Origin of the sequence: Bacteroides cutis (assembly GCF_900241005.1) — a bacterium.
Lineage (GTDB): Bacteria > Bacteroidota > Bacteroidia > Bacteroidales > Bacteroidaceae > Bacteroides > Bacteroides cutis.
Genome location: NZ_OEST01000007.1, coordinates 122,874 through 145,227 on the forward strand (window position 1 = coordinate 122,874; position 22,354 = coordinate 145,227).

The following is a 22,354-nucleotide window of genomic DNA, read 5'->3' on the forward strand; positions in this document are numbered from 1 at the left end:
TGGTTAATTTGTGGTGAGGAACTGTAAAACAGATGCCATGATGGTGTTTCTGGCAGTTTCTTCTTTGATACTTTCAAAGGGAAATCCCATGATGAAAGTACGGTAGTCGCTACCGCGATAGGCTATGGCGGCAGATAGATTTCCATCGGTATAGGTCATCACGGAAAATGCCGTTTCCGTAGGCAGAATACAGTCCGGAGCAGTGACGGGATAAGCTTGTTCGTTAGGTAAGCGGAGAATGCTGAATGTATGTCCCAGACCTTGGATGGCAATGTCTTTTCCGTTTTTTTGCAAAGTATTGCCATAACGGTACTTCAAGATATTCCGGATAAATTCACGGTCGCCTTGCGAACTGTTCATGTCACTGCCCGTATAAGCGCCACTGACCAGGAGGCTGCCTCCTGATCGGCAATAAGAGGTTAATATCCGTTGCATCGGAGAGGAGAATGTTTTATAAAAGTTCCGGCGGGAAGGGATATTGATGATATCTTCTTTCTCCAGGCCGAGTATGTAGTCCACTATCGGATATCCTTCTAAAGAGATTATTCCGGTTTCTACGGCTTCGTCACTGCACGATACGAAACTATAGCCACCCGTTGCTTGTATGGCTTTACCATGAATAAAAGGGTAATCAAATGTATTTCCAATGATTTTCATTCCTTCATATTCATTGTTGCTATCGCCTAAACCCTTTCCTGCTTCTTTACGGTTGAAGTTTTGCTGAGTACCACAGAGGGAGAGGTCGTAGAGATAAGGTACACCGGGATCTTGTGTCAGGTCAAATCCTGCCAAATCAGGAGTGTTTACAATTGCCGGACCGCTGATACGGTCGAAACCGTTGACGATGAGTACACGTTCTTTTTCATGTTTCGCCTTATAGGCTGCGAGAATTTCAGAGGGAAAACTTTCTCCTCCACGGTTCACGGCGGTTACTTTAAAGGAGTAAACGATACCCGGTTCTATTTTTACACTGTGGAACGGATTACTGACACGTACTCCATTATCAAACCCTCCACGGCCAATGCGTGTATAGACAATGTATTCACGAGGTTGTGCGGTGGGCTCCAATGGATCGTTTTCGCCTTTCCAAGAGAGTTCAAGTGTATTTTTCTTTTTACCGAAATGGATGGCAAAATGGCTGACGGGGAGAGGTTGGACTATATAATCTTTACCGTGTTGGGTAGATATATATTGCAAGATGGCTTTATAGAGTGCACGTCCTACAGTGAATTTGAAGTTAGGGTCGTGTCCCAGTTGCATGTCTGCAAAATTTTGATGAGACAGTAACTCTACAATGGTAGAAGCCACGGAAGGCAGGCGTGTTTCGCTGTAGTTACGGTTCCACATACTACGACGTGTCCAGTCGATATTATAGGTAGAACGGATATCGTGTTCCAATTGGGTCATTAAGATATCGGAAAGGTCACGTGAAGCATAGCGGTCTTTTCCTGTGGTCAATTGCCCGTTGTTAAAGTCGGTGGTATAAATGCCGAGTGTACCTACTATCCGGTCGTCGGTTTTGACACCGGCATCGCTGTGTAACGCCATGCTCATTTCAAATGGAACTCCCAACCCTTGTTCAGTAGGATTGAATATAGATCCACCTGCCAGATAGTTTACCATACGCGAACGTGTGTTGATATCATCTGAAATATCATCTTTTCCTTTATATCCGGCATATACGGAATAAGGCATGCCTGCCCATTGGGCGGAATAACGTGCTCCTTCCAGATAACGGGGAAGTCCGCTGGTTTGTCCACCACGAGCGATATTCCCCATTCCCCCACCGAAGCGGACAGCATCTGCACAGACCACACCTTTTTCTTTACTTTCATTGCTCAGTACTACCATGCCGTAGTCATTTCTTCCTTTGTCGAAAGTAAACGTTCCGAGGTATACCCACGTACCACCTCCGATACGCTGGTTTACCTTAAATTCCGTCACACCACCATTGTGAAAGACGAGGTATTTGGCATCACTTACACTGTTCGGCATACTCTGATAGGATACATATACAGCATATTCTCCTGTTTTGGGTATATCGGGTACCCATTCGGCAAATGCCTTGTCTTTCTTTTTTTCGGTATTGGTAAAGCGTGCTGTACCGTCAAGAAAGGGGGTATCTCCGTCTTCGTAGATATGTTTACGCTGTGCAAAACCGGGTTTGCCTGTGGATGCCCATTGTGATTTCCGACTTTTTACTTCAAGGTAGAAAGAACCTTGTCCGCTGTCCCGGTCCAGATTTCCGTCATTGTCAACAATCACTTCCTGTTTCTGAGTGTCTCGCTCACGAGGAGTAAAGACGTTGGCACCGGCATTTTCAAGCATCGGAATCAGATAGGGGATAATGAACGACTGGGTAAACAGGTCTTCGGTTGTACAAAACAGTCGGGGACGCTGCCAGCCCCATTTATTTTTATTATTAATATAATATTTTCCATGACTTTGCCACACGGCTATGTGGCGTCCTTCCAGTCCACGAGATATTTCGTATGGACGGGAAATACGAGTTACCCACGGAGTACCTTTATAATTTAAGTCTGTGAAAAGACGCTCTTTGTCTTTCTTGCCTTTTCTGTATATATTGGGTATAAGCTCCTCAATGGTTTTTCCTCCGGTGAACACTGCGATATTAAAGTAGTTCACAGGGCCGGGAAGCAATAATCTGATATTATGATAGAGGTTATCGACGCTTTCCGGGCGATGAGGCTGATAGCTTAATTGTTCACTTGCATAAATATATATCTTTTTTTTCTGAAAGTCTATACGGAAACTATCCAAACGGCAAGTTCCTGTATTGACTGTGGAAACGGTATGTTTTTTGAAGAAAGTTTGTAACCGTTCTTCCACATTCTGCTCTATTTCCTGGGATATCGCTTTTTCTGAAAAAAAGGAGAATAATATTACAATAAGATATATACATTTTTTCATAATTCAAAGTTCTCATGATGACCGGACAAAAATAGCTAAAAAAAGAGTGGGAAGTTATGCGCTTCCCACTCTTCTTATTTCTATTTAGTAAACTTTACAACGGAATATATTCTACGAAAGCTTCCATTGCCTCGTAAGATGCCAGACCAAGGCTGTCATATAATGCAGCTGTACCGCGGTTACGGTCTTCACTACGTTGCCAGAACAAACGTTCGTCATTGCCCAGGAACGGAGCACTTTCCATCTGTGACTGATGTTTCAGGATGGAGTTACGTTTAGCACGCAATTCTTCAGGACTGATAGGCACAGCCATTTCGATGTTCTCGATTTCCCATTCTGCCCATGCGCCACGATACATCCAAATACGGCAATCTTTCAGCCATTTTGCACCTTCTTCTTTTTCAAGGTCGACAGCTGCAAATACGGCATCTGTACAAACACGGTGTGTGCCGTGCGGGTCGGCAAGGTCACCGGCTACAAAGATTTGGTGGGGTTTCACTTCGCGCAACAGGTTGCGTACAATTTCTACATCGGCTTCGCTAATAGGATTTTTCTGAATTTTGCCTGTTTCGTAAAACGGCAGGTCAAGGAAATGTACATGATCCAACGGAATATTGTTGTACGTACAAGCAGTTCGTGCTTCACCACGGCGGATCAATCCTTTAATAGTAAGGATATCGCGGCTATCCATATCTCCGTCTTTCTTTTCCTTGAGATACTTGCGGATTTCTGTGTATTTATCGTTGATAACCTGGTCTTCGCTGTTATTGAAGATTTGGTTAAAACCATTAATGAAGTGTAGGAAACGGATTACTTCTTCATCACCTACAGCAATGTTACCGGAAGTCTCATAGGCTACATGTACATCATGTTTCTGTTCTACCAGACGACGGATAGTACCACCCATGGAAATTACATCGTCATCAGGATGTGGGGAGAATACAATGACACGTTTCGGATACGGTTTCGCACGTTCGGGACGATAAGTATCGTCAGCGTTCGGTTTACCACCCGGCCAACCTGTGATGGTATGTTGCAAATCATTGAAAATCTTGATATTCACATTATAAGCAGAACCGAAAAGTGCCAACAGTTCACTCAAACCATTTTCGTTATAGTCTTTGTTGGTCAACTTCAAGATCGGTTTACCCGTCAATTGGCACAGCCAAACAATAGCACTACGTATCAATTTGTCGTTCCACTCACAAGAAGTTACCAGCCAGGGACGTTGAATTCGCGTCAGGTTGGCAGATGCCGATAAGTCGATGGCGATATGTGCATTGTTGTGAGTTTGCAGATAAGATGCAGGAATAGTATCTGTTACAGGACCCTCCACGCACTCTTTTACCATTTTGGCTTTTTCTTCGCCCCATGCCAACAAGTATACTTTTTTTGCAGAAAGGATAGTAGCCACACCCATTGTGATGGAACTGATAGGGGTATTGTCAATGTTACCGAAAATTTTGGATGCTTCGTTACGCGAATCGTTATCTAGCAAGATCAGGCGAGTAGTAGAATTCAGACGGGAACCCGGTTCGTTGAAGCCGATATTACCTACACGTCCAATACCCAACAAGGCAATGTCCAGGCCACCGAAGCTTTCGATACGTTGCTCGTACAGACGGCAATATTCGAAAATAGCATCTTTGGCAATGGTACCGTTCGGACTGAATACATTCTGCATGTCGATATCCACATGATCGAGCAGCATTTCTTTCAATGCATTCAGATTACTGTTGACAGCGTTGGGAGCCAAAGGATAATATTCATAAAGGTTGAATACAACCACATTACGGAAACTTAAACCTTCTTCCTGATGCATGCGTACCAATGCTGCATATACATTGCGTGGAGAATTACCGCCTGCTAATGCCAGTACGCAGAAACGTCCGGCTTTTTGTTTGTCTCGAATTAGTTGTGCAATGTCGAGAGCAATTTGGTTGGCACCTTCTTCAGGGGTTTCATAGATATCTGTCGGAATTTTTTCGAGCCGTGTCAGTACAGACCGCTCAAAAGCGTTCTCAGGTCTATAATACCTGGGGGATACTCTGTTGAGAGTAATTTGAGAACTAAGATTGGTTTTCATACGTTTTATTGGTATTAATAAATGATTAAAGCGTTCGCTCATTAAAACTTAACAAAAATACGTAAAACAAAGTTCACTTGTATAATGTTGAAGTATATTTTATGATAAAGTATTGGTTTCCGGTACTAAATTTCCCATTGCCCATACTGCTCTTACGTTCAGATCTTCGTCCATTACGATGATATCGGCATCTTTACCTTTTTGCAAAGAACCTTTACGGTCGAATACTCCCATGATACGTGCCGGAGTTTCTGAAACCATACGTGCTGCATCTGCCAATGGAATGTCAGCTTTTTGTACCATAGTGCGTATCAGACGATCCATGGTTGCAACACTACCTGCCAGTGCGGAGTGGTCGGCAAGTTTACATACTCCATCTTCAATGATGACACGTGGGTCAAAAGCTTCTTTACTGTCGCTTGCGGCGCAAGCTAAAGCATCAGTGATAGCACACATACGTTCTACACCTTTTATTTTATATACCAGTCTCAGGATGGTGGGTGGTACATGGATACCATCGGCAACGACTTCTACCGTCATATCGTCCATCAAATAGATACTTTCTACTGTTCCTTCATATTTATACTCACGGCGTTTGTGGAAACCGGGCATAGCGTTGTAGAAGTGAGTGGCGTGAGTATATCCGGCTTCGTATGCCGTACGGATATCCTCAAATTCTGCTTGTGTATGTGCGACAGATGCCAGAATACCTTTGGCTGTGATGTATTTACCGAATTGCATAGCTCCCGGTAGTTCGGGGGCTGCATCCCATCGCTTGATACAATGCAGGTTCTCTACAATAGGGATGTATTCGTTCGGGTCAGGATTCTTGATATTTTCGGGAAGTTGTCCGCCTGCCATAGCCATGTTCAGATAGTGGCCTTCCAAGTGGAGACCGAGTATCGGACTGTCTTTTTCTGCCATCAGTCGAGTACAAGTTTCTGCAGCTTGTTCAATCATGGGTACGGTAGATGAAGACAGTGTGGGGAAGATACTGGTTGTTCCATATTTCATGTGGGTCTTGACGGCTCCACGGAAAGCATCTTCGGTACATTCCATAAAATCGCGTCCTCCACCGCCGTGTACATGTATTTCTACACCACCGGGGAGTACATACATACCTTTTACATCAATCAGTTGTGCACCGATAACGGCGAGATCACAATTGGTTACTTCCAAAATTTTTCCGTCTCTTATAAGTACAGAACCATCTTTGAGCCAACCTTGAGGGGTCAGAATACGAGCGTTGATAAGTTGAGTCAACATAGGATTTAGGGGTTAGAGTTATAAAATTAATCATACTGTCATTTCGACATCGTTTCGAAGGACAAAAATAGTCACTTTTTAGGTAATATGCACTCCTCTCTTTTAGGTATTTTTATTAAATACTCTAAAAATGAACGTTCGATGTTTAAAGAGTCTTGGTTTGGGGATTTATTCTACGTAGAAAGTGGTGGAAATGGAATTCCCTTCACTATCCACCGCAGTGAGGGAATGTTGTCCGGGAACAGGTTGTAGGGATATTTTGTGAAAATCTTGTGTCAGAGTGAGATAGGTTTCGTCGAGATGCCAAAAGATGGTGGTGTTGGGGTTACTATGAGCTAGTTCTGCAGTGAAAATTCCCTTACTGCCATCCAATAACTTGGGTAAAATGATACGGGCATTCATGGGTGGATAGATAAATTGCATGATTTGTAGAGCATCTTCTCCACAATCGGATTTGAAAGGAGGTAGGGGAGTATATTCAGGGTGATGTTGTTTGTAGTACCATTCCCATACAGGAGGTAGGATGAACCATGATTTCTGAATGATAGGTTCGGTATTGGCACAATTTTCATAGACACGATGAGTACCGTTTGCCGACAGAGTGATGAGATGGTGATAGGGGCATACTTCTGTTTTTAATCCTGAGGGGAGTATCAATATAGTATCGGTTTTTTCACAGAATCGACTCTTCAGATGTCCGGATTGACGGCATATTTCCGATTCAACGAAGATACCCGAAGGACGTTCAAACCATTTAGGCGAGGAAGGTAACAGATTGAATGTATCAAACAGTACCGGTCCTGCCGTGCGTGCACCGACTAGTCCAGGTTTTCCTTCTCCGGTAGCATTGCCTACCCATACCCCTATGGCATAACGGGGAGTTACACCTACTGCCCAAGCGTCACGGAAACCGTAACTCGTACCGGTTTTCCAGGCAACGGGATGCATGGAAGGAATGGATTTCCAGTCTATTTCTTCAGGCCGGTTGACTTCTATCAAAGCATCAAAGGTTTGCCATACAGCACCTGGTTGAAACAAGTCTGTTGTTTGTGTCGTCTCATCGGAGAGTAGTATGTCACAGGTACTTTGTGGAAGTTTCAGTAGGCTACGTCCCATATTGGCGTATGCGTTTGTAATATCCCACAGAGTGGCTTCCGCACCTCCTAAGATGAGAGATAGGCCGTAGTGAGAAGCTGGTCGGTTCAATGTCTTCAAACCAATTTGTTTGAGGAAACTGTAGAATTTGGGGACACCATATTTTTGTAACATGGTTACGGCAGGGATATTTAGGGAACGTGCCAATGCTTTTGATGCGGGGACAGCTCCTTCAAATTGCAGGCTGAAATTCTGGGGAGTGAAACCATTGATGTTAATGGGAATATCCGGCAATAACATTTGCGGCAATAGACTGCCTTCCTGCAACATGGCATAATAGAGGAATGGCTTCAAGATACTTCCTGTACTTCTAGGAGCTTGAATAACGTCTACTTGATTGCCTGTTTGTTTCTGTTCAAAATGGACATTTCCACAATAAGCTATTACCTGATTAGTTTCAATATCGATTACCAGAATTGCCAGATTTCGTATATCGCTCTTGCTGAATTCATTACTCCAACGTTCGGCCAGGCTTTCTATTTGGATTTGGAGACTCTTGTTAATGGCCGATAATGAATATTGCCCGTTTCGTTCCTGATAAAAACGGCTGACCAGATGTGGCGCAATATGAGGTAGTGGATGAGGTTGGACGGGAAGTGGCTCACTTATAGCCAATTCATAAGTGGAGGTATTGATTGTTCCTTTTTCATGCAACTGTTTTAAAAGCCGGTTTCGTTTATCAAGTAGCGCTTTACGTCCTTTTGAAAGATGTATCATGGAAGGAGCATTCGGTAGAACAGCCAGCATTGCGGATTCTGCCCACGATAGTTCTTCTGCCGGATGTCCGAAATAACGCCATGCTGCTGCGTCTAGTCCTACGACATTTCCGCCGAATGGGGCATGTGATATATACATGGATAAAATTTCTTCTTTAGACGCACGAAATTCAAGCCGGGTAGCTAAAATCATTTCAATGAACTTTTCTCCGAAAGTTCTGGGCTTATTTCTTGCCAGGCGAATGGTTTGCATGGTAAGGGTACTACCTCCACTTATGATATGTTTGTTTTTCAGATTTTGGTAAATAGCTCTACCGGTGGATAACGGATTAATTCCCCAATGGTGGTAGAAATGTTTGTCTTCAAAAGTGACCAGGCATTGCCTGATTTTCTCTGGAGTAGTGGTACGGGGAGGAAAACGCCATTGTCCGTCGGATGCAATACGTGCTCCCAGAAGTTCGCCATTCCGGTCGGCAACGACGGTAGAGTAAGATACGTGGAATAACTGTTTAGGGAGACAAAAAATGTAAGCCATTACCAGAAAAGTAAGGAGGATGAGTACTGCTTTTCCGGTAATAGGCAGCTGATTGATATATTTCTTTATTTTATATAGAAATCTTTGCATTATTGACTCACAGTTGTTCTTCCTGCCTTTGTTCGCGCTTGTGCGGATGAATCATACATGGCTTCGCACTGGATAGCCGGCAGTACAAAATTTCCTGCATACGTAGCTTGTATTCTGATGATGAATTTCTTTGACTCACCACGTTGCAGGTCGAAATAAGTCAGTACACGGTCGTCCCGAATATCCTGAAATGTATAGTTCTGGGTGGAAATAACTTCTGGAACCATAATTCTGTCATTGTAAATCTCCCATCCGGATGGTATGATATGTGTCAATGCCAGATTACTGTAATCGGTAGTACCACTGGTATTACTTACTACAATCATTGCCATAAAATCTGTTCCTTGCTTAATGTTTTCAACAGAAATCGGGGAACCGTTCAAATCTGTATATTTTACTTCAATCCGAAGATTGTTACTCATCGTGGGCAGTGTATCATTCAGTAACTGCATACGTGTAATAATATTCAATTCTAATATACCTTTACCCTCATTTTTTAGAATAACATTACCTTTTAGGGGCGTAGTGGATAGGGTTTCTTCAAATACAGCTTTAGCTGATTTTACAGCCGGTTGTTGTTTCCCATTCCAGTTCCATGTAAAATTCAGAGTACCGGAAAGCTTCTCTGCCAGACGTCCCATAGCCATTAAAGCAAAAGCTGTGGACTGGGTACTGAACCAGTCTTCCCGAGATAAATTCTGTGAAATCTTTTTCGCTTGCTGCAAAGCTGCTTGCTCGCGATTCATCAGTATCAAGGTTTCCAAAATCATTGCTTCATCACGGTTGGATGAACCATAAATGAAATTATTTGAAGAATACGGTTTTACGGTAGTTTCAATGTTATAAATCAGTTCCCCGGCAGGTCTCATTTTACCTGTCAATGCATAGGTTGCGGCAAGTCTCCATTTGGCTTGCATGGATAAGCCCGGTTGCTCCTTCATCCGATTCATTGTTCCATATTCAGGCGTACCCGCCAATGCCAAGGTATAGAGCCTGAATGTTTGTTGTAAATCAGATTGCCACTGTATCCATTCACTTTCTTGCTGAGGCATTCGCCAGTTCTGTGCAGCGGCACGCTGGAAACGTTTCCATTTATTCAATACATTCTGGTTGACGGCATATCCTTTTTCTTGAGCAAGGACAAGGAACATTCCGGCATAGGATGTGATCCATTCATTGGCAACAGCATCACCGGGCCAGTATACAAATCCGCCATTAGGAAGTTGACGGCCATAAAGCCGGCGTATTCCTTCCTGTACGTTTACTTTTATCTTTTCAGCTTCTTTGTTGTCTACAATTTTGAGCTGATTGATAAACAATAGTGGTAGTGCTTTGGAAGTCAACTGTTCTGAACAATTATGCTGATAATTATAGAGAAAATCGAAACGTCGGGTGATATCTACTGAAGGTATGCGGGATACTTCAAGTTGCACACTGCTATTCCCAGGAGTGGTACCTTGCAGGTTATAAGATAGAGTTGCGCTTTGTCCTGCTTCCACCCACTGGTTGTTACGAAGTGTTACAGTAGGGTTAGGGTTACGGACTTCTATTTCAATGATCTCTCTAACTTGTTGTCCTCCACCGGAGGCAGTTAAATGAACTGTTGCTTTTCCGGTTTTATTACTGGTTTTTATCTTGAAGGATATCAGTTTATCGCCCGGTTGGTTGAAAGTGACGGACTGTCTGGCGTTACCAACTACTTGTATGCCACCTCCGGAAACTTGGATGGAAACGGTTGCATTCTTCACTTCTTTTTCCATAGCGAAGATATTTACCGGTACGGTAATTTCTTCTTGGGTACTTAGAACGCGAGGTAAGGTAGATAATAACATCAGAGGAGTACGTACAAATGAATTCTTTTCTGTTTTGCCGTATGCTCCGTCTTGACCGGCGACAACCATGGTACGTACGGAACCTACATACATGGGTAACTTCAGCGTGTGTGTCTGCTGCTTTCCTTTACCTATATAGAAAGGACCTATAAATTTAACTACTGGTTTAAAACGGTTCGCTTTAGCGTCGGCAGGTTTCAGCATCTCGTCGCCTCCTGTACTGAATAAGGAAGTATAACGACCGGCAGAAGCTCCCAAAACATCATCATACATGTCCCAGGTACGGATACCCAATGCTTCGCGGGCATAGAATTCATTCCATGGGTCAGGGGTTTTGTAGTTGGTGAGGTCCAATAGACCATCGTCCACAATAGCCAATGTATAAGTCATGGGCTTACCGTTTTTTTCACTGATGGTGACATTGAAGTTTGTTTCCGGCCGTAATACTTCTGGTAGTTGGATTTGCGGTTGCAATACTGTTTGTTTATTGGTAACCATTACCGGCATGACACCGTACATGCGAATAGGTAAGTCATTTATAGTCTGTACGTGTGGTTGTAGTAAGCTGATATGCAGATATACGTTCGGAGTCATATCAGGGGTAACTTTAAACGAATATTTGGTATCGCCCTGAGTTCCGACTTCAATCCATTCACGTTTTAGTATGGTAGAACCATTTTCAAGAGAAACAAGTGCCCGTCCTCCCGCGGCAGCGGGGATAATGGCTGTGGCTGTTTCTCCAATCTCATAAGAGTCTTTGTCCAGTGAGAAAGTAAGCATTTTGATTCCGCTTGGATCCGTCTTGTTGGAACGTCCTCTCCATTCGGGCCAATCGATATATACAGTACCCCCCGTGGCATGACCACTCTCTTTATCTTTTACATATACCAGATAACGTCCCCAATCCGGATAGTTGATACGTAATCTGAAATTAGCTTTTCCACCGACAGTTCGTAAATTACCACTGGCAATTGGAGTGATTGAACTGCTGTTTATATAAGTACCGAATGATTCTTCACGGTTTTCCCACCACCAACTCCAATCTATACGATAGACCTTGTATTCCAGATTGGAACGATTGATTGGTTGACCTTTATCATTAACGGTAACGATGTCAAACCGGTGATCTTTATCTGTTTCGATGTATCGTCCTTCCGGTTCATTCAAATTGATTCCGACATACGATGATAGTGGAGAGTAGGGTACAGTTTGTATATAGATACTGGCATCCCCTCCCGGTTCGAACACACGAGTGGTAAGTGTAGCGTTAAGCATACCTGGCGCATTGGCGGCATTTGGAAGCTTCCACATAAAAGTCGTTTTTCCTTCATCGTCCAGGATGCCGTTGAATACATCTGTTTTTACGGTGGTAAATTCTGTATTCGGATCATTAAAGGTATATTTACTATACTTCTTAAATTGTGTGTTAACTTTCGATAGGGACATTTCTACCTTTGCCTTGAGATGCGAAGCGTTAGCTCCTGTCAGCCAGGCAGAAGAAAGTGTCACAGGTATTTCCTTTGCTGAGGCCTGAATAATATTTTGTGGTAATTTCAGGTTAATTTTCAATCGGTTAGGTTTTACAGTCTCTATACGCAGACTTTTGTGGAAAGTGGTTCCGCCAACTTTTACATATGCATTCCAAAGACCTGTCGGATCTTCCGGTTGTGTTGGCACATCGAACGTATAAAATCCATTCGTACTTTGTGTGGAAATCATTTTGGTATAGAACTGCCCTTTGGGATTGTAGATTTCCAAAGCTACAGGATGTTTGTCCGGTATTCTCTTTTCTCTATCTTCCAGGATAAAGGAGACATGTAATGTATCCCCTGGTCTCCAAACGCCTCTCTCACCATAAATAAACCCTTTTAAGCCTTTTTGAATTTCCTTGCCGCCTACATCGAAACGACTGACGGACTGTTCTTCACCATCGGCAACTCTGACATATGCTTTCTGCTTTTCCGATTCGGCAACTACGATAAACGGAATACCTTTAGAAGTTATTTCCGCAAATCCTTCATAATTTGTTTTTCCCGTTCCAATGGGTTGCAACTGAAAGTTGTAAACGGTTATTTTAGCTTCTTCTATGGGATTGGTATCCAAAATATTGTTTACTGTAATCCATAGTTTGTTTAACGAGTTTCGTTTGACGATCATTCCTATATTGGAGGCAAATACGTTACAGGAAACTGCTCGGTCGGAATTCATATAATAGGATGGATGGCATGGATTATTGCGTTTTCTCCAGTCATACTGGCTCCAGTCCATTTGTACTCCACCATTATAATAGAAATAACTTTGTGGAATATCCCAGGAAGCTTCTTCTTCTTCCGAAATGATGTTCCCACTGACTTTGGTCAAACCATTTGAAGTTGCATTATCCGCAAATTTCATATTCTGATCGTTCGTGTTTCCGCAAGGATAAGCGGAATATTCTTGCCGAAAGGTAAGGATAATACGATAAATAGCACCTGGTTCCTGATTAATCAGTCCCGCAAGGTCTATGGAATAATTTTCCCAATGATGAATGTCTTTGGTTTTGTCTTTGGCCAACCATAGTGTTTTTTTATAGACTAATCTACCGGCTCGTCTCAGTTCATTGGCAGATGCCAGCGTATTAGTCTGCATAAACATCAGTATATTATTTTCAAAGATACGGATGACACTTAAATCTACTGCATACAGGTTGACTGCCTGAAATGGGATGATAAGATTTTGAGAATTAGGTAAGATAGCAGAAGAAGTCAACATTTTAACTTCCGGTTTCAGATTGATTTCACTGAATGAAATGGTATGCGGAACACCTAATGTTTGGTCTTTGCTGTCTTTTATACCTTCATGTATATTCAGAGTGATTTTATTCAGTTGATTGGCTTCAAAATAAACATATACCTTATTGTCTTTTACCTGAATGGCGGAATTTGTGACTTCTGGTATTTCAATTAATCCCTTCAGATCTTGTGTAGTGGAGATGGGCGAAGAAAATACCACTTCAATTCCATTCTCCGGCTGTTCAATGCGTTTGGCAGATAGAAAGCGGAAACTATTCCGAGCCGGGATCAGTATATTTACATTCTGTTTCCAATTGATACCGATGGAACTTCCATCTGCTGCTATTGCCAACTGATAATCTTCATTTATTCGGGGAATATCATTAATTTCGAACAGGTATTGTGTCGAGTTGTCAGTTGCGGTAACAGTAAAAGGGAATTTATCTCCTTTACTGTTAGTAACAGATAAGATTTTCTCTACGTTTTCTTTCTTTACAATGTCGCTGAAACGTATTTCTCCTTTTATGTCTACTTTATTGGGCTTGGCATCTGTTTGTGAAAGTGCTTCTGTTTGTAAGGTAAAGTTACTTGCTTGTACCCGAAACGAGAACTTGAACTCCTTTAGTCGACTGTCCACTTCCACGAAATCTCCTAATTGGAAAGTCCCTTCATAAAGTTCTCCCGGTTCCAGAGATCCTTCTTCGGGAAGAAACTCAATGGTGTTGTTACTGACCCAGTAAGCTTTACCTTTCAAAGAAGGAGAAAAACTAAATGGATTCTTCTTCAATTCATTGTTTAAATCTACCATGGGCTGGTCGTGACTCAGCTCTATACGTATATTCGAGTTTTGTGAGATAACACCTCCGGTATATGCACTTACATAAGGAGCATATTCGACCGAAGGAATAATATCTTTTCTACTGCTTGAACAGGAAGACAAAACATAGAGTGTCAGTAAAAAAAAGAATAGCTTGACAGCTATACGGTGTTTAGTTTCAGCTTGTCCCATAGTAAAATAGATTTTTTATGATTTGAAAAGGGTAAAGACATCCGCATCTTTCCATATAGGAAATTTCTTCCTGAATTCTGTCAATACAGAAAGTTCGAGGATAGTAGTAGAAATTCCTTCTTCATTGTCCGGTACGTGGGCAAGGAGTTCACCTTTAGGAGAATAGATTACACTGCCTCCACTATGTTGAAAATGGTTATTGTCCATACCGATACGGTTAACGCCACAAACATAGCTCATATTTTCTATTGCACGCGCCTGTAACAGGATGTCCCAGGCTTTTCGTCGGGAAACAGGCCAGTTGGCGACATAAATCAGAAGATCATATTCATTATTTACATTACGGCTCCAAACAGGAAAACGTAAATCGTAACATACGAGCAAAAGTATATTCCACCCTCGGTAAGGAATAATAAGACGTCGGTTACCGGCTGTGAAATGTTCAGTTTCACTGCCCATGCGAAACAGATGCCGTTTATCGTAAAAATGAGCGTCACCTTCGGGAGTAAGGAAAAAGGCACGGTTATAATAGGAAGAAGATATATCGGGTACAGAACTCTCTTCGCAAGCAATATAACTTCCGGTTATTGCAAGTTGGTAATCTGTTGCCCATTGACGCAAAGTAGTGATTGTTTCACCTGTAATAGGTTCTGCCAAATGACAGGTATTCATACTGAAACCTGTAGAAAAGGTTTCCGGTAAAACAACAATCTCCGTCTTTCCGCGAAGTCTTTTTAGTTTTTCGTGGAGATGACGGAGGTTGTCCTGTTTATTTTCCCAAACAATATCCGTTTGCAGAATACTGATGCGTAGTTGGTTCATTGTAATAAGCAGTTGCTGCCGACTACTTTTTTAAAAAGTTCCGATAGAAAAATTTTCAGGGTTTTTTCCATGAAAGTTTTTAAAATAAAGTTTTATTTCATGTATATCCTTTTCAAAATCTCCTGTGGGGATCATCGCTTTGGTAGAAGTAATGGTTTTAGTTGGATAATCGATACCGATTAACATGATGGGTACTTTTGCTTTCAAGGCGATGAAATAAAAACCTTTCTTCCAGTTCGGATTAGCTTTACGAGTTCCTTCCGGAGTGATGGCAAGATGAAATTGTTTACTTTGGGTAAATCTTGCAGCCATCTGATCTACTAAAGAAGTCTTACGAGCCCTGTCTACCGGTATTCCTCCCACTGCTTTGAAAATTAATCCCAAAGGAAAGAAAAACCATTCCTTTTTCATCATAAAACTGGTTTTTCGTCCAATGGCTCCATAAAAGAGTTTACCGATAAATAAATCCCAATTAGAAGTGTGGGGTGCCGCACAGATAACACACTTATCATAATTTGGCACCGTTATATTGGTTTTCCATCCTAACAGGCGATAATAAATAAAGCTATATAGTTTTTTTTTCATTCTTATTTCAATTTGCTCAAAGCATCAATAATTTCTTCCACTTTTGCATTGAAATCAGAACGGAATTTTTTGTAGTAACCTTTTACATTTCCTGGTTCAGTATGGCTGATACGACTCACAAATTCATCCTGTGTTTTTAAAATTTCGCCCATCAGCTCGTCAGCTTTATTTTTGTCGATCCCAGGTACATACTTACTATATACAAGACACTCTGTGAATAATTCGCCTGCAATATAATTGACATTCTTCTTCAATACTTTTCTACTTGCCATAATCTTTACTTTTTAAGTGAATAAATTGAATTATTTTTCGGTAAAGATAGTGTTTTTCTATTTGAATATAGAGTAAAAATAAGATTTTATGTGTTTTTAATGAGGATAGGGCTCATCTTACCTAAAAGGTTGACTCGTAAAGTAAAAGGCGGATTTTACAAATAGATTACTCTTTTTATAGGTAAGATCCTGTAAGAAGTATTTGAGAAGGATGATTTTGAAATGTCTAAAAAACTCTACCTTTGTTGCACATTTGAAATTCACTTCGAGTCAATTTAAATCAGGAAAGGATCGTTTGTGGAATTATTCTACAGTTTGTGGAGGAATTCTACATGAAGAGTGTGGAATTAAATGTAGAATTATTTATTTACATATAACAATTTGACGCTGACAGCTAATGAGTTGAAAGAAAAAAAAGATATTTTGGACGACATTTTGGCACCTGATTTGTTTTATAGAAAAAAACAGGGTTAAATTTAATAAACAAACAAGCATGAGACTATTTTTTACTAAGAAAGAATTAGAATTAAAAAGAAAAAGGGTGATTATCATGATTGCCTGTATGGCTGTATTACTTGCGGGATATATTATTCTGACATGGCCTAAGAAAGTTCAGCCCGAAGTTCCCACTGTAATAGTGGAGTCTACCGAAACGGGAGATGTTGAAATATATGGTGAATACGTGGGGCGTATTCGTGCGCAACAATTTGTAGAAGTACGTGCACGGGTAGAAGGTTATTTGGAAAGTATGCTTTTTGCAGAGGGTAAGTATGTGACGAAAAATCAGGTATTGTTTGTTATCAATCAGGATCAATATCGCGCGAAAGCCGACAAAGCCCGTGCACAGTTGAAAAAAGATGAAGCGCAAGCCTTGAAAGCTAAGCGTGACTTGGAACGTATTCGTCCTTTGTATGCACAGAATGCCGCTAGTCAACTTGATTTGGATAATGCGCAGGCAGCATATGAAACAGCTGAGGCTTCTGTCGCTATGAGTCAAGCTGACTTGGATCAGGCTGAATTAGAGTTGGGTTATACTCTGGTACGTTCTCCTTTATCGGGGAATATCAGTGAGAGAAATGTTGACTTGGGAACACTGGTAGGTCCCGGAGCCAAATCTTTATTGGCTACTGTAGTGAAAAGTGATACTGTCTTGGTAGATTTCAGTATGACAGCACTAGACTATTTGAAAAGTAAGGAACGTAATATCGAGATTGGGCGTCAAGACACTACGCGTTCCTGGCAACCGAATATTACAATTACTTTAGCAGACAATACTGTCTATCCGTATAAAGGTTATGTAGATTTTGCAGAACCGCAGGTTGACCCGCAAACAGGTACTTTCTCCGTACGAGCCGAGATGCCTAATCCGAACAGTGTACTGTTGCCGGGACAGTTTACCAAAGTCAAGTTACTACTTGATGTACGTGAAGATGCAATTTCCGTACCTCAGAAAGCGGTTACCATAGAAAAGGGAGGTGCTTATATCTTTGTAATGCGCCGTGACTCTATTGTGGAGAAACGTTTTATTGAATTGGGACCTGAATTTGGTAATAACTGGGTAGTGGAACGTGGTCTGGCAGCCGGAGAACAAGTGGTAACGGAGGGTTTCCATAAACTCACTCCAGGTATGAAAGTACGTGCTCAAGCGGCTATTCCTGATGAAGAGGAAAAACAGCAAGAGGACTCTCTGAATAAGAAAGTTGCTCCTGAGAATAAGGCAAAAGATAACCAAATCTCAAAGTAATGACTGTATGAAAGTAAGTTTTTTTATAGATCGTCCGGTATTTTCAGCGGTGATATCGATTGTGATTGTTATCATTGGTATCATTGGGCTGACAATGTTGCCGGTAGACCAATATCCACAAATAACGCCACCTGTCGTAAAGATTAGCGCCTCCTATCCGGGAGCTAGCGCATTAACGGTTTCACAAGCAGTGGCAACTCCTATCGAACAAGAAATAAATGGTACTCCGGGTATGCTTTACATGGAGTCTAATAGTTCCAATTCCGGTGGTTTCTCGGCAACGGTAACCTTTGATGTTTCTGCTGATCCCGATTTGGCCGCCGTGGAAATTCAGAATCGCGTGAAGTTGGCGGAAAACCGTTTACCTGCTGAAGTCATTCAGAATGGCATTTCTGTAGAGAAACAGGCACCCAGCCAGTTGATGACTATCTGTTTGACTTCAAATGATCCGAAGTTTGATGAAATTTATTTGAGTAACTTTGCAACCATTAATGTGCTTGATTTGCTCCGTCGTATTCCTGGTGTGGGACGTGTTTCTAATATAGGTAGCCGTTACTATGCTATGCAGATTTGGGCGATGCCTGATAAACTCGCTAATTTCGGATTGACTGTACAGGACTTACAGAATGCTCTGAAAGATCAAAATCGTGAGTCAGCTGCAGGCGTATTGGGGCAACAACCGGTGAAAGGATTGGATATCACTATTCCAATTACGACACAAGGTCGTTTAAGTTCGGCAAAGCAATTTGAAGATATTGTCGTGCGTGCCAACTCCAATGGCTCTATCATCCGTTTGCGTGATGTAGCTCGCGTATCACTCGAGGCTTCTTCGTATAGTACAGAAAGTGGTATTAATGGAGAAAATGCAGCTGTTCTTGGTATCTATATGCTTCCTGGTGCCAACGCTATGGAAGTAGCGAAAAATGTGAAGGAGGCTATGGAAGAAATCAGTGCCAACTTCCCAGAGGGAATGAGTTATGAGATCCCGTTTGATATGACTACTTATATTTCAGAGTCCATTCATGAAGTATATAAAACATTATTCGAAGCATTAATTCTTGTTGTATTAGTAGTATTTCTTTCCCTGCAAAGTTGGCGTGCTACGCTAATTCCGATTGTAGCGGTACCTATATCCCTGATTGGTACCTTTGGTTTCATGCTCATTTTCGGTTTTTCATTGAACATACTGACTTTGCTGGGATTAATTCTTGCCATCGGTATTGTGGTGGATGATGCCATTGTCGTAGTAGAGAACGTGGAACACCTGATGGAAACGGAAAAACTTTCTCCTTATGAGGCAACCAAGAAAGCGATGAACGGATTGGCAAGTGCATTGATTGCTACGTCATTGGTACTTTGTGCCGTATTCGTTCCTGTAAGCTTCCTGAGCGGTATAACCGGACAATTATATCGTCAATTTACTATTACTATTGCGGTTTCCGTATTGTTATCTACTGTAGTAGCTCTAACTCTCAGTCCTGTAATGTGTTCACTTATTCTGAAGCCGGATAGTGGCAAAAAGAAAAACATTGTTTTTCGTAAAATAAACCAATGGTTGAATATTGGTAATCATAAATATATCGGTGTTATCAGCCGTGTCATCAAACATCCCAAGCGTTTGACTACCGCTTTCGGTATGGTATTGATCACTATATTTATCATTCATCGGTTGGTACCTACCAGTTTCCTTCCGATAGAAGATCAGGGGTATTTCAAGGTAGAATTGGAACTGCCTGAAGGTGCTACTTTGGAACGTACTCGTGTTGTTACTGATCGTGCAGTGAAGTATTTAGAACAAAATCCATACGTAGCTTATGTACAGAACGTAACGGGAAGTAGCCCACGTGTAGGTAGCAATCAGGCTCGTAGTGAGTTGACGGTGATTTTGAAACCATGGGAGGATCGTAAAGATACCAGCATTGATAAAATTATGTCAAATGTAGAAAAGGATTTGAAGGAATATCCTGAATGTAGGGTCTATCTGTCCACTCCACCCGTAATTCCGGGTTTGGGAACCTCCGGTGGGTTTGAAATGCAGCTTGAAGCTCGTGGAGACGCTACTTTTGATAACCTGGTACAGGCTGCCGATACGTTACTGTACTATGCTCAGAAACATAAACAGCTGACCGGACTTTCATCTTCTTTACAGTCAGAAATACCACAACTTTATTTTGATGTGGATCGTGATAAGGTTAAAATGTTGGGAGTACCTTTGGCGGATGTATTCTCTACTATGAAGGCTTATACCGGTTCTGTATATGTAAATGATTTCAATATGTTCAACCGTATATATAAAGTATATATTCAGGCTGAGGCACCTTATCGCGAGCATAAAGAAAACATCAATTTGTTTTTTGTAAAAGCGGCCAATGGCGCAATGGTTCCTTTAACTTCGTTGGGAAATGCTTCTTATACCACAGGTCCGGGTAGTATCAAACGTTTCAATATGTTTACTACTGCTGTAATTCGTGGTTCTGCGGCACAAGGTTATAGTTCAGGTCAGGCAATGGAAATTATGGAACAGATTGCCCGCGAACATTTACCGGATAATATCGGAGTAGAATGGAGTGGACTTTCTTATCAGGAAAAACAGGCAGGTGGTCAGACCGGATTGGTCTTGACATTGGTGTTCCTCTTTGTCTTTCTCTTTCTGGCTGCACAGTATGAAAGTTGGACCGTACCAATTGCTGTATTGTTGTCTTTACCGATAGCTGCTTTGGGAGCTTATTTAGGCGTTGCTGTTTGTGGATTGGAAAATGATATTTATTTCCAGATAGGTTTGGTAATGTTGGTGGGACTTGCTGCCAAGAATGCTATCCTTATTGTGGAATTTGCTAAGGTGCAGGTTGATAAAGGGGGAGATTTGGTACAGTCGGCCATTCATGCGGCGCAACTTCGTTTTCGTCCGATCTTGATGACATCTCTTGCATTTGTATTAGGTATGCTCCCTATGGTATTGGCAAGTGGACCGGGTTCTGCAAGTCGTCAGGCTATTGGTACGGGTGTCTTCTTCGGAATGATATTTGCTATTGTATTTGGTATAGTGCTTGTACCTTTCTTCTTTGTGATGGTTTATAAGGCAAAGGCGAAAGTGAAAGATAAGGCTATCCGTTCCTCTAGAGGGGAGGGGAAATAGTTTATGAACCGAATTCCTGTTTAAAGAATTAAATTATGAAAAGAAATAATATATATATACTCTTCTTATTAAGTACTTTGATATTCACTTCCTGCAAAATGGGCAAAAGCTTTACTCGTCCGGAGATGGCATTACCGGATAGTTTGGTGCAAAAGCAGGATAGCATCAGCATTGCCGATGAACAATGGCAGGCTGTATATACGGATAATACATTGCGTACATTGATTGGCCGTGCACTGGAATATAATAAGGACATACTTATCGCAGCAGCTCGGGTTAAAGAAATGGCGGCGGAAAAACGGATCAGTGTTGCCAGTTTGTTACCACAGCTTAATGCTGAAGTTTCCGCTGAACGTGAAGTCGAAAATTATGGTGGACATAGTCGTGATGTAGGTAATACTTACGAAGCGAAGGCGCTTCTCTCTTGGGAACTTGATCTTTGGGGAAATTTACGCTGGAAAAAAGTAGCTGCTGTGGCTGATTACCTTCAATCTATAGAGGCTCAGCGTGCACTGCGTATGACAATTATAGCTGAAGTGGCACAAGCCTATTATGAACTGGTGGCTCTTGATACGGAATTGGAGATTGTTCGTCAAACTCAGAAAGCCCGTGAAGAAGGTGTCCGGCTTGCCCGTATTCGTTTTGAAGGTGGTTTGACTTCGGAAACATCCTATCAGCAGGCTCAAGTAGAGTTGGCGCGTACTGCTACTTTAATCCCTGACTTGGAACGTCGTATTTCTCTGAAAGAGAATGATATTGCTTTTCTTGCTGGTGAATTTCCTACAAGTATTGAACGTAGTCGTTTTTTGCAGGAGCTGGATGTTCCGCATACATTACCCGTTGGTTTACCATCCGATTTATTGGAACGACGTCCCGATATCCGTGCGGCGGAACAACAGCTCCGTGCCGAACATGCTAGGGTGAAAGTGGCTTATACCAATATGTTTCCCCGTATTGCTCTTACCGGACAGTTTGGTTTGGAAAGTGATGTCCTTTCCAATTTCCTGCAATCTCCCTATTCTATGTTGAATGGTGCATTATTGAGCCCGCTGTTCAATTGGGGAAAGAACCGTGCGGCCTTGAAAGCACAAAAAGCTTCTTATGAAGCCGAGATACATAAATATGAAAAATCTGTACTCAATGCCTTCAAAGAAGCTAAAAATGCGATTGTAGATTTCAATAAGATAAAAGAAGTTTATCAATTACGCCTAAAATTGGAACGTTCAGCCAAGACGTATGTAGACTTAGCTCAACTTCAATATATCAATGGTGTTATTAATTACATGGATGTGCTTGATGCACAACGCGGTTATTTCGATGCTCAGATAGGTGTAAGCAATGCCATCCGTGATGAACTTATTGCTGTAGTCAATGTTTATAAAGCCCTTGGAGGGGGATGGTAAG

Annotated in this window: 11 protein-coding genes; 3 read left to right on the plus strand and 8 right to left on the minus strand. The window is 41.8% G+C overall.

The features are described from left to right. Positions 1-3: 3 nt before the first annotated feature. From C1A09_RS14165 to C1A09_RS14200, 8 genes are all read right to left on the minus strand, one after another. Entirely contained in the window at positions 4-2,931 is a 2,928-nt protein-coding gene (locus C1A09_RS14165) for a golvesin C-terminal-like domain-containing protein (RefSeq protein ID WP_101545338.1), read from the minus strand. Positions 2,932-3,025: 94 nt separating this feature from the next. Beyond that, the gene (locus tag C1A09_RS14170; RefSeq protein ID WP_101545544.1) at positions 3,026-5,017 is read right to left on the minus strand and encodes a glucosamine-6-phosphate deaminase; all 1,992 of its coding nucleotides are present in this window, start codon (positions 5,015-5,017) and stop codon (positions 3,026-3,028) included. A gap of 99 nt (positions 5,018-5,116) precedes the next feature. After that, the gene (gene nagA / locus C1A09_RS14175) at positions 5,117-6,283 is read right to left on the minus strand and encodes an N-acetylglucosamine-6-phosphate deacetylase (RefSeq protein ID WP_101545341.1); all 1,167 of its coding nucleotides are present in this window, start codon (positions 6,281-6,283) and stop codon (positions 5,117-5,119) included. Between the two features lie 168 nt (positions 6,284-6,451). Beyond that, complete coding sequence (gene pbpC, locus C1A09_RS14180) at positions 6,452-8,779, minus strand: penicillin-binding protein 1C (protein ID WP_101545343.1); 2,328 nt, start codon at positions 8,777-8,779, stop codon at positions 6,452-6,454. Next, entirely contained in the window at positions 8,779-14,391 is a 5,613-nt protein-coding gene (locus C1A09_RS14185) for an alpha-2-macroglobulin family protein (protein WP_101545345.1), read from the minus strand. The genes pbpC and C1A09_RS14185 overlap by 1 nt, the downstream gene beginning before the upstream one ends. Before the next feature lie 15 nt (positions 14,392-14,406). Next, positions 14,407-15,213 (minus strand): amidohydrolase, encoded by an 807-nt coding sequence (locus C1A09_RS14190; protein WP_101545347.1) that lies wholly within the window; start codon positions 15,211-15,213, stop codon positions 14,407-14,409. Between the two features lie 30 nt (positions 15,214-15,243). After that, entirely contained in the window at positions 15,244-15,798 is a 555-nt protein-coding gene (locus C1A09_RS14195) for a 1-acyl-sn-glycerol-3-phosphate acyltransferase (RefSeq protein ID WP_101545349.1), read from the minus strand. Positions 15,799-15,800: 2 nt separating this feature from the next. Next, entirely contained in the window at positions 15,801-16,070 is a 270-nt protein-coding gene (locus C1A09_RS14200; protein ID WP_101545351.1) for a hypothetical protein, read from the minus strand. Between the two features lie 493 nt (positions 16,071-16,563). Between C1A09_RS14200 and C1A09_RS14205 the strand changes: the two genes are divergently transcribed. The 3 genes from C1A09_RS14205 to C1A09_RS14215 are packed head-to-tail and all read left to right on the plus strand — an operon-like array spanning position 16,564 to position 22,353. Further along, entirely contained in the window at positions 16,564-17,814 is a 1,251-nt protein-coding gene (locus C1A09_RS14205) for an efflux RND transporter periplasmic adaptor subunit (RefSeq protein ID WP_101545353.1), read from the plus strand. 7 nt (positions 17,815-17,821) lie between these two features. Then, positions 17,822-20,950, plus strand: a complete 3,129-nt coding sequence (locus tag C1A09_RS14210; RefSeq protein ID WP_101545355.1) for an efflux RND transporter permease subunit — start codon at positions 17,822-17,824, stop codon at positions 20,948-20,950. A 35-nt stretch (positions 20,951-20,985) separates the two neighbouring features. Next, positions 20,986-22,353, plus strand: coding sequence for an efflux transporter outer membrane subunit (locus C1A09_RS14215; RefSeq protein ID WP_101545357.1), 1,368 nt, complete (start codon positions 20,986-20,988; stop codon positions 22,351-22,353). Position 22,354 lies beyond the last annotated feature (1 nt).